The sequence below is a fragment of the Kitasatospora sp. NPDC059722 genome (assembly GCF_042733235.1).
GTDB lineage: Bacteria > Actinomycetota > Actinomycetes > Streptomycetales > Streptomycetaceae > Kitasatospora.
Map to the genome: position 1 here is coordinate 42986 of NZ_JBHWGD010000051.1, position 8171 is coordinate 51156.

Sequence of the window (8171 nt, forward strand, 5' to 3'; positions counted from 1 at the left end):
TCTTACCCCGCATACATATCTCGGACCGTCTCCACAGCCCGCAAACCGCCGTGCGGCCTCGTCCGACAGTAGACGCCCCCCCACCCCCCCCAACCCCTCTCGGGCTGGTCCGTACGCCCGCTCAGGCGGCGGCGGGGAGTTCTTCGAGGCCTTCGGCGACGAGCTTGGCGAGGCGGTCGAGGGCCTCGTCGGCGTTCTCGGCGTCGGTGGCGAGGATGACCTCTTCGCCGCCCTGGGCGCCGAGGGCGAGCAGGCCGAGCATGGAGGCGGCGTTGACGGGGTTGCCGCCGGGCTTGGCGATGGTGATCGGCACGCCGGTGGCCGTCACGGCCCGGACGAAGATGGAGGCGGGACGGGCGTGCAGGCCCTCGGCCCAACCGATGGTGACGCGGCGCTCGGCCATGAGACGTGCCTTTCCGGTGAAGCTGGTCACGGCCGGGCTCGGGGAAGCGGCCATGTTGTCTAGACCAGTGTTGCACGCAGTCGACCCCGGCGAGCCGCCGCGTTCGGGAGTTGTGATTGTTTCTTTTCGGGGCATTTTCCTGGCATAAGGCCCGGCCAGTGGCCCTGTCCACCCTGCCGCGCGTGCACGCCGGGCGCCATTCGGCCCGCCGCCGGATAACCTGACGATCGTGGACGACTCCGCGGCGGCGCAGCACCCAGGGCATCCGGACTATCCGCAGCACTGGGAGGCCGACATCCTGCTGCGCGACGGCGGCACGGCCCGGATCCGGCCGATCACTCCCGCCGATGCCGGGCGGCTGGTGGAGTTCTACGAGCAGGTCTCGGACCAGTCGAAGTACTTCCGTTTCTTCGCCCCTTATCCGAAGCTCTCGGAGAAGGACGTCCGCCGGTTCACGCACCACGACTTCGTGAACCGGGTGGCGCTGGCCGTGGTGGTCCGGGACCGTTTCATCGCGACGGTGCGGTACGACCGGATCGATGCCGAGGGCCGTCCGTCGGACTCCGGGACGGATGCCGAGGTGGCGTTCCTGGTGCAGGACGCGCATCAGGGCCGCGGGGTGGCGTCGGCGCTGCTGGAGCACATCGCGGCGGTGGCGCAGGAGCGGGGGATCCGTCGTTTCCAGGCGGAGGTGCTGCCGGAGAACCGGAAGATGGTGAAGGTCTTCACGGACGCCGGCTACACGCAGCACCGGAGTTTCGCGGACGGTGTGGTGCACCTGGAGTTCGACCTGGAGCAGACGGACCGCTCGCTGGCGGTGATGCGGGCGCGGGAGCATCGTGCGGAGGCGCGTTCGGTGCAGCGGCTGCTCACGCCGCGTTCGGTGGCGGTGATCGGGGTTTCGCGCAATCCGCAGACGGTGGGGCGGGCGCTGCTGCGGGATCTGCTGGGCGGGTTCGACGCCGAGTTCGAGAGCAAGCGCGGGGACGGGGAGGCCTTGCGTCCCGTGTACGCGGTGAACCGCAAGGCTCCGGCGGGGACGGAGCTGGACGGTGTCCCGGTGTACCGCTCGATCCGGGACGTCCCGGATCCGGTGGACCTGGCCGTGATCGCCGTCCCCGAGAGTGCGGTGCCGGCGACGGTCGCCGAGTGCGGCGCCCATGGGGTGCAGGGCCTGGTCGTGGTGACGGCGGGGTACGCGGAGACGGGCCCGGAGGGCCGTGACCGCCAGCGGGCGCTGGTGCGGCAGGCCCGTGCGGCGGGGATGCGGGTGGTCGGTCCGAACGCCTTCGGTCTGATCAGTACCGATCCCGGGCAGCCGTTGAACGCCTCGTTGGCGCCGCACCTGCCGCGGCGCGGCGGTTTCGGGATCTTCTGCCAGTCCGGGGCGATCGGGGTGGCGCTCCTGGAGGCCGCGCACCGCCGTGGGCTCGGCGTCTCGTCGTTCGCGTCGGTCGGCAACCGGTCCGACGTCTCCGGCAACGACTTCCTGCAGTACTGGGCGGAGGACGACGCGACCGAGGTGGTGCTGCTCTACCTGGAGTCGTTCGGCAATCCGCGCAAGTTCACCCGGATCGCCCGCCGTCTGGCCGCGGCGAAGCCGGTGGTCGTCGTGAAGGGTGCGCGCCACACCGGGAGCCTGCCGCCGGGCCACGCCGTGCCGGCCACGGCGACGGGGTTGCGCGACGCGACGGTGGACGCGCTGTTCGAGCAGGCCGGGGTCACCCGGGTGGAGACGATCACCGAGTTGTACGACACCGGTGAGCTGCTGGTCCAGCAGCCGCTGCCGCCGGGGGACCGGGTCGCCGTGGTCGGCAATTCGGACTCGCTGGGCCTGCTGACGTACGACGCCTGCCTGAGCGCGGGCCTGCGCCCCCGTACGCCCGTGGACCTGACCACCGCTGCGACCGGCGAGAACTTCCGGATCGCGCTGGACGTCGCCCTGTCCGATCCCGCCGTGGACGCCGTGATCGCCGTCGCGATCCCGCCGATCGGCACGTCCGCGCACGCGTTCATGGGCGGCCGGCTGGCCGGTCCGGAGGATCCGGAGATGGGTTCGGACGATCCGGAGATCGCCACGGCGCTGCTCGAAGCCGGTGAGCGGGCGCGGGAGTTGGGCAAGCCGCTGGTGCTGGCGCACCTGGCGCTGACCGATCTGCCGCTGCGGCTGCGTCCGGGTGGCATCCCGGCGTTCGCGGCGCCGGAGCGTGCGGTGCGGGCCCTCGCCCACGCCGTGCACTACGGGCAGTGGCGGCGCCGGATGGCGGAGGCGGAGGAGACGGCCCGGGTGCCGGAGCTGGACCGGATCGACGAGCCGGGGGCCCGCGTGCTGGTGGACGCGGCGCTGAACACCCGCGCGGCGGTCGCGGCCCGTACCCAGCCGGGCGGCGCCCGGATCACGCTGCCCGACGCGGAGACCCGCGCGCTGCTGGCCCACTACGGCATCGACGTCTCGCCGACCCTGCCCGCCCCGGACGAGGGGACGGCGGTGCGGGCGGCGTCGGCGCTGGGTTACCCGGTGGCGCTGAAGGCGACCGCCCCGCACCTGCGCCACCGCCCCGACCTGGGCAGCGTCCGCCTGGACCTGACCGGCGAGCCGGGCCTGCGCCGGGCCCACCGCGAGCTGGACGCCCTGCTCGGCGGGGCGGCGCAGGCCGAGCTGGTGGTGCAGCGGCTGGCGCCGCGCGGGGTGGACACCGTGATCGGCGCCACGGTCGATCCGGCGGTGGGCGCGATCCTGTCCTTCGGTCTGGCGGGGGCGCCGGCCGAACTGCTGGGCGATGTCGCGCACCGGCTGGTTCCGGCCACCGATCAGGATGTCGCCGGGCTGATCCGGGAGGTGCGGGCGGCTCCGCTGCTGTTCGGCTGGCGGGGCGCGGAGGCGGTGGACACGGGCGCGCTGGAGGAGCTGCTGCTGCGGGTGTCGCGGCTGGTGGACGATCTGCCGGAGGTCGCGTCGGTGGATCTCGAACCGGTGGTCGTGGCCCCGCACGGGCTGGCGATCCTGGGGGCGCGGGTGCGCATCGCGCCCCTGCCCGTCCGCAGTGATCTGGGCCCGCGCGCCATGAGCAGCCTGTAACCTTCCTTGGTTGCGCCTGCCCGTGGGCGCTGTTGTCCGAAGCTCGGCGCCGCGCCGCCCGCTTCGTCGGCGGACCATGCCAGGATGGAGTTATGGCGAAGACCGGTACCACCACCACTCAGGACCTGCGCTCGGCGATCGAGCGCAGTGGCTACTACCCGGCCCTGGTGTCCGAAGCGGTGGAGTCCGCGGTTGGCCCGGAGCCGATCAGCTCGTACCTGGTGCACCAGGAGACGACGTTCGACGCCAACGAGGTGCGCCGGCACGTCACCGTGCTGGTGCTGACCCCGACCCGGTTCGTGGTGAGCCACACCGACGAGCAGACCGGGGACGCCGCCGGCCCGTCGGTGCCGCTGGCGACGACGTCCACGGAGAGCGTCCGGCTGGACCGGATCGGTTCGGTCGTGGTGAGCCGGATGGTGGCGAACCCGGAGACGTACACGCCGGGCACGCTGCCGCGCGAGGTCGTGCTGACGATCGGCTGGGGCGCGGTGCAGCGGCTGGACCTGGAGCCGGCGGGCTGCTCGGACCCGAACTGCGAGGCCGACCACGGCTACACGGGTTCGGCGACGGCTGACGACCTGTCACTGCGGGTGAGCGAGGCCGGCGACGGTCCGGAGACGGTCGCGCAGGCGCTGGTGTTCGCCCGGGCGCTGTCGGACGCGACGGTCAGCAACGGCCCGCGGGCCTGAGCCCCGCCGCGCCTGACCGCCCGCGCGGGACGACTGCTCGCGTAGAACGACCGCCCGCGTAGAACGACCGCCCGCCTGGAACGACTGCCCGCTCAGGACGACTGCCGCCCACCGCGCCGCCGACCGCCACGAAACCGGATCCATGTCTTTCGCACCTTCCGACGGCTACGACGCCTTCGAGATCCTCGATCCCGCCACCGCCCCCGCTCCCGCCTACGGCAGCGGTTCGCTCTGCGACCTGCTGCCCTCGGTCGCGGCGGGGCTGGGTGTCGAGGGCTTCTCGGCGACGCTGCCGATCGCCCCGGCCGACCGCGTGGTGGTGTTCCTGGTCGACGGCCTCGGCTGGGAGCTGCTGCTGCGCCACCCCGAGTACGCGCCGTTCCTGTCCTCGCTGGCGGGCAGTTCGATGGGCGGCTCGGGCCGTCCGCTGACGGCCGGGTTCCCGTCGACGACGGCGACCTCGCTGGCGTCGGTGGGCACCGGCACCCCGCCGGGGCAGCACGGTCTGGCCGGTTACACGGTGGCGGTCCCCGGTGCCGGGTACCTGATGAACCAGCTGCGCTGGCAGCCGCCGACCGACCCGGCGGCCTGGCAGCCCTACCCGACGGTCTTCGAGCGGACGCACGCGGCCGGGGTGGCGACGGCGCAGGTGTCGTCCCCGCTGTTCGCGCAGACCCCGCTGACCAGGGTGGCGCTGTCCGGCGGCACGTTCATGGGCCGGACCACCGGCGAGGAGCGGATGGACCGGGCCGCGGCCTGGCTGGCCGAGCACGACCGGGCGCTGGTGTACACGTACGTCAGTGAGCTGGACGGCGCGGGCCACCGCTTCGGCGTGGACTCGGACGAGTGGCGGATGACCCTGGACGCGGTGGACCGGCTGGCCCGCCGGCTGGCCGAGCGGCTGCCGCCGCGCTCGGCGATGTACGTCACGGCCGACCACGGCATGATCGACATCGCGCCGGAGGACCGGATCGACTTCGACGAGGACTGGGAGCTCGGCGCGGGCGTGGCCCTGCTGGGGGGCGAGGGCCGGGCCCGGCACGTGTACGCGGTGCCGGGGGCCGCGGCGGACGTGTACACGGTCTGGAGCGAGGTGCTCGGCGACCGGATGTGGGTGGCGACCAGGGACGAGGCGATCGCGGCGGGCTGGTTCGGCCCGGTCGTGGACGAGCGCGTGTACGCGCGGATCGGCGACGTGGTCGCCGCGGCCCGGGACGACGTCGCGATCATCGCCTCCCGCAACGAGCCCGGCGAGTCGGCGATGATCGGACTGCACGGCTCGATGACCCCGGTCGAGCAGTTCGTGCCGCTGCTCGAAGTGCGCGCCTGAGCCGTGCCGCCGATGTCGTCCGCAGCGCCGCTGCCACCGCTTCCTCGGTGCCCGAACTCCCCTGATGTGAAAGGCCTTTGCTCCACCCATGGCTGAACTGGTGTTCTTCTCGGGCACGATGGACTGCGGCAAGTCGACGCTGGCGCTGCAGATGGACCACAACCACACCGCCCGCGGCCGGCAGGGGGTCATCCTGACCCGCCACGACCGGGCCGGCGCGGCGACCATCTCCAGCCGGCTCGGCCTGCGCGCCGAGGCGGTCGAGGTGACCGACGACTTCGACTTCCACGCGCACGTGGTGCAGCGGCTGTCGGCCGGCGGCCGGGTGGACTACCTGATCTGCGACGAGGCCCAGTTCTTCGCGGCCGGGCAGGTCGACCAGCTGGCCCGGGTGGTGGACGAACTCGACATCGACGTCTACACGTTCGGGATCACGACGGACTTCCGCACCCGGCTCTTCCCGGGCTCGCAGCGGCTGATCGAGCTGGCCGACCGGGTCGAGGTGCTGCAGGTGGAGGCGCTGTGCTGGTGCGGCGCGCGGGCCACCCACAACGCGCGGACGGTCGGCGGCGTGATGGTCGTCGAGGGCGCGCAGGTCGTGATCGGCGACATCTCGGTGAAGGAGGACGAGGTGGGCTACGAGGTGCTGTGCCGCCGGCACCACCGCCGTCGCCTGACCGCGGCGACCGCCCGTGCCTCGGTGCTCTCCCCGGACGTGCTCCCCTTCGAGCAGTCCCAGTCGTGAGGCCGGTCCCGGGCCGTCGTTCCTAGCGGGGTTCCAGGACGGAGAAGTGCCCGCCCTGCGGGTCGGCCAGCCGGGCGGCCCGGCCGCGCGCGGTGTCGTGCGGCTCGACCAGGACCCGGCCGCCGAGTTCGGTGGCGCGCCGGGCGGTGAGCGCGGCGTCACGGACGGCGAAGTGGATCCGCCAGCGGGGCGGGTGGCCGCGCAGTTCGGCGCCGTGCCGGATGCCGGCGACCGGCCGGCCCTGCACGAGCAGCGCGGATTCGTCGGCGCCGGGCCGGAGGGTGCGGCCGAGGACGGTGGCGTAGAACGCGGCGGAGCCCTCGGCGTCGGTGGTGAGCAGTTCGGCCCACGCGGGGCCGCCGGGTTCGGGTCCGGCCTCGCGGCCGACGTGCTCCTCGCCCTGCCACAGGCCGAAGACGGCGCCGGAGACGTCGGCGGCGATGGCCATCCGTCCGGCGCGTTCGGCCTGGAGGGGCCCGACGGCGACGGTGCCGCCGCACTCGCGCACGAGCTGGGCGGCGGAGTCGGCGCTGTCCACGGCGAAGTAGGTGGTCCACTGCACCGGGAAGCCGGTGGCGCTGGAGACACCGAGGCCGGCGACCGGTTCGCCGTCGAGCTCGGCCCGGACGTAGTCGCCGAGTTGGGCCGGCCCGGGGGAGTAGCTCCAGCCGAGCAGGTCGCCGTAGAACGCTCGGGCACCGGCCAGGTCGTCGGTCAGCAGGCTGACCCAGCAGGGCGTGCCCTGGGCGAGCCGGAGTTTCACCGCGGGCAATGCGGGCCTCCTCACGGGCGGTTGGCGCACGGAATTCGCGCACGCGAGGGTGATGCTTCCACTCCGGCGCGCGACCAACCCTTCGGCCGCGCGGAAATTCCGGCAAAGACCGCACAAAGAGCGGCGGTTCGGCCGCGCTGCGCGACAATGGCCCGCATGACCACCTACAACGACGGTTCCCCGCTGATCTCCGCGGCCGGGCTGCGGGAGGCGCTCGCCTCGTCGCGTCCGCCGGTGCTGCTGGACGTGCGCTACCAGCTGGTCGGTGCGGCCGCGGGCGGCCCGACGGCCGCGGAGGAGTACCGGGCCGGGCACCTGCCGGGGGCGCACTTCGTCGACCTGGACCGGGACCTCGCGGCCGCGCCCGGCGCTCCCGGCCAGGGGGGCCGCCACCCCCTGCCGGACCTGGAGGAGTTCGGCGCCGCGATGCGCCGCTTCGGTGTCTGCGCCGACCGTCCGGTCGTGGTGTACGACGGCGGGCCCTCGCTGTCGGCGGCCCGCGCCTGGTGGCTGCTGCGCTGGGCCGGGCACCGCGACGTGCGGGTGCTGGACGGCGGTTACGCGGCGTGGTCGGCGGCCAAGCTTCCGGTGACGGCCGAGGTGCCGGCGGAGGAGGAGGGCGACTTCAAGCCCGTCCCGGGCAAGATGCCGACGATCGACGGGGACGGCGCGGCGGCGTGGGCGCGCAGCGGCCTGCTGCTGGACGCCCGGTCGGGAGAGCGCTACCGGGGCGAGACGGAGCCGGTCGACCCGCGCGCGGGGCACGTCCCGGGCGCGGTGTCGGCGCCGACCACCGAGAACGTCGGCGCGGACGGGCGGTTCCGGCCGGCCGCGGAGCTGGCCGAGCGGTTCCGCGCGCTGGGCGCGGGGGAGCGGGAGACGGCCGTGTACTGCGGGTCGGGGGTGACGGCGGCGCACCAGGTCCTGGCACTGGAGGTGGCGGGCGTGCCGGCCACGCTGTACCCGGGGTCGTGGAGCGAGTGGTCGAGTGACGCGAGCCGTCCGGTGGCGGTCACGGAGCAGCCGGGCTGAGCGTCCCGCGCCCGCGGGCGCACGGAAGGGGCGGGGGGGGGGGGGCGGGCGCCGGCGGGGGGGGGGGGGGGGGGGGGGTGTGATCTGGGGGGGGGGGGGCGCGGGGGGTGTGGGGGGA

Annotated in this window: 7 protein-coding genes; 5 read left to right on the forward strand and 2 right to left on the reverse strand. The window is 74.1% G+C overall.

The window, feature by feature from the left end; all coding sequences use genetic code 11:
* Positions 1–121 precede the first annotated feature (121 nt).
* Positions 122–403, reverse strand: a complete 282-nt coding sequence (locus tag ACFV4F_RS28320; protein ID WP_359964780.1) for an HPr family phosphocarrier protein — start codon at positions 401–403, stop codon at positions 122–124.
* Between the two features lie 229 nt (positions 404–632).
* Here ACFV4F_RS28320 and ACFV4F_RS28325 point away from each other — a divergent pair, with 229 nt between their 5' ends.
* The 4 genes from ACFV4F_RS28325 (at position 633) to ACFV4F_RS28340 (ending at position 6249) form a co-directional block, all read left to right on the forward strand.
* Positions 633–3482 carry a GNAT family N-acetyltransferase gene (locus tag ACFV4F_RS28325; protein ID WP_380506588.1) on the forward strand — a complete coding sequence of 950 codons (2850 nt, stop codon included), beginning with the start codon at positions 633–635 and terminating at the stop codon, positions 3480–3482.
* Between the two features lie 92 nt (positions 3483–3574).
* Entirely contained in the window at positions 3575–4174 is a 600-nt protein-coding gene (locus ACFV4F_RS28330) for a DUF5998 family protein (RefSeq protein ID WP_380439548.1), read from the forward strand.
* 142 nt (positions 4175–4316) lie between these two features.
* Positions 4317–5504 carry an alkaline phosphatase family protein gene (locus ACFV4F_RS28335; RefSeq protein ID WP_380439550.1) on the forward strand — a complete coding sequence of 396 codons (1188 nt, stop codon included), beginning with the start codon at positions 4317–4319 and terminating at the stop codon, positions 5502–5504.
* Between the two features lie 88 nt (positions 5505–5592).
* On the forward strand, positions 5593–6249 hold the full coding sequence (locus ACFV4F_RS28340; protein ID WP_380439552.1) for a thymidine kinase: 657 nt from the start codon (positions 5593–5595) through the stop codon (positions 6247–6249).
* Between the two features lie 22 nt (positions 6250–6271).
* Here the strand turns inward: ACFV4F_RS28340 and ACFV4F_RS28345 are convergent, their stop codons facing one another.
* A complete protein-coding gene (locus ACFV4F_RS28345) occupies positions 6272–7012 on the reverse strand; it encodes a VOC family protein (protein WP_380497529.1) in 741 nt (246 codons plus the stop codon).
* Positions 7013–7177: 165 nt separating this feature from the next.
* Here ACFV4F_RS28345 and ACFV4F_RS28350 point away from each other — a divergent pair, with 165 nt between their 5' ends.
* Positions 7178–8053: a sulfurtransferase gene (locus tag ACFV4F_RS28350; protein WP_380439554.1), complete on the forward strand. Its 876-nt coding sequence runs from the start codon at positions 7178–7180 to the stop codon at positions 8051–8053.
* The last annotated feature ends 118 nt before the right edge of the window (positions 8054–8171 follow it).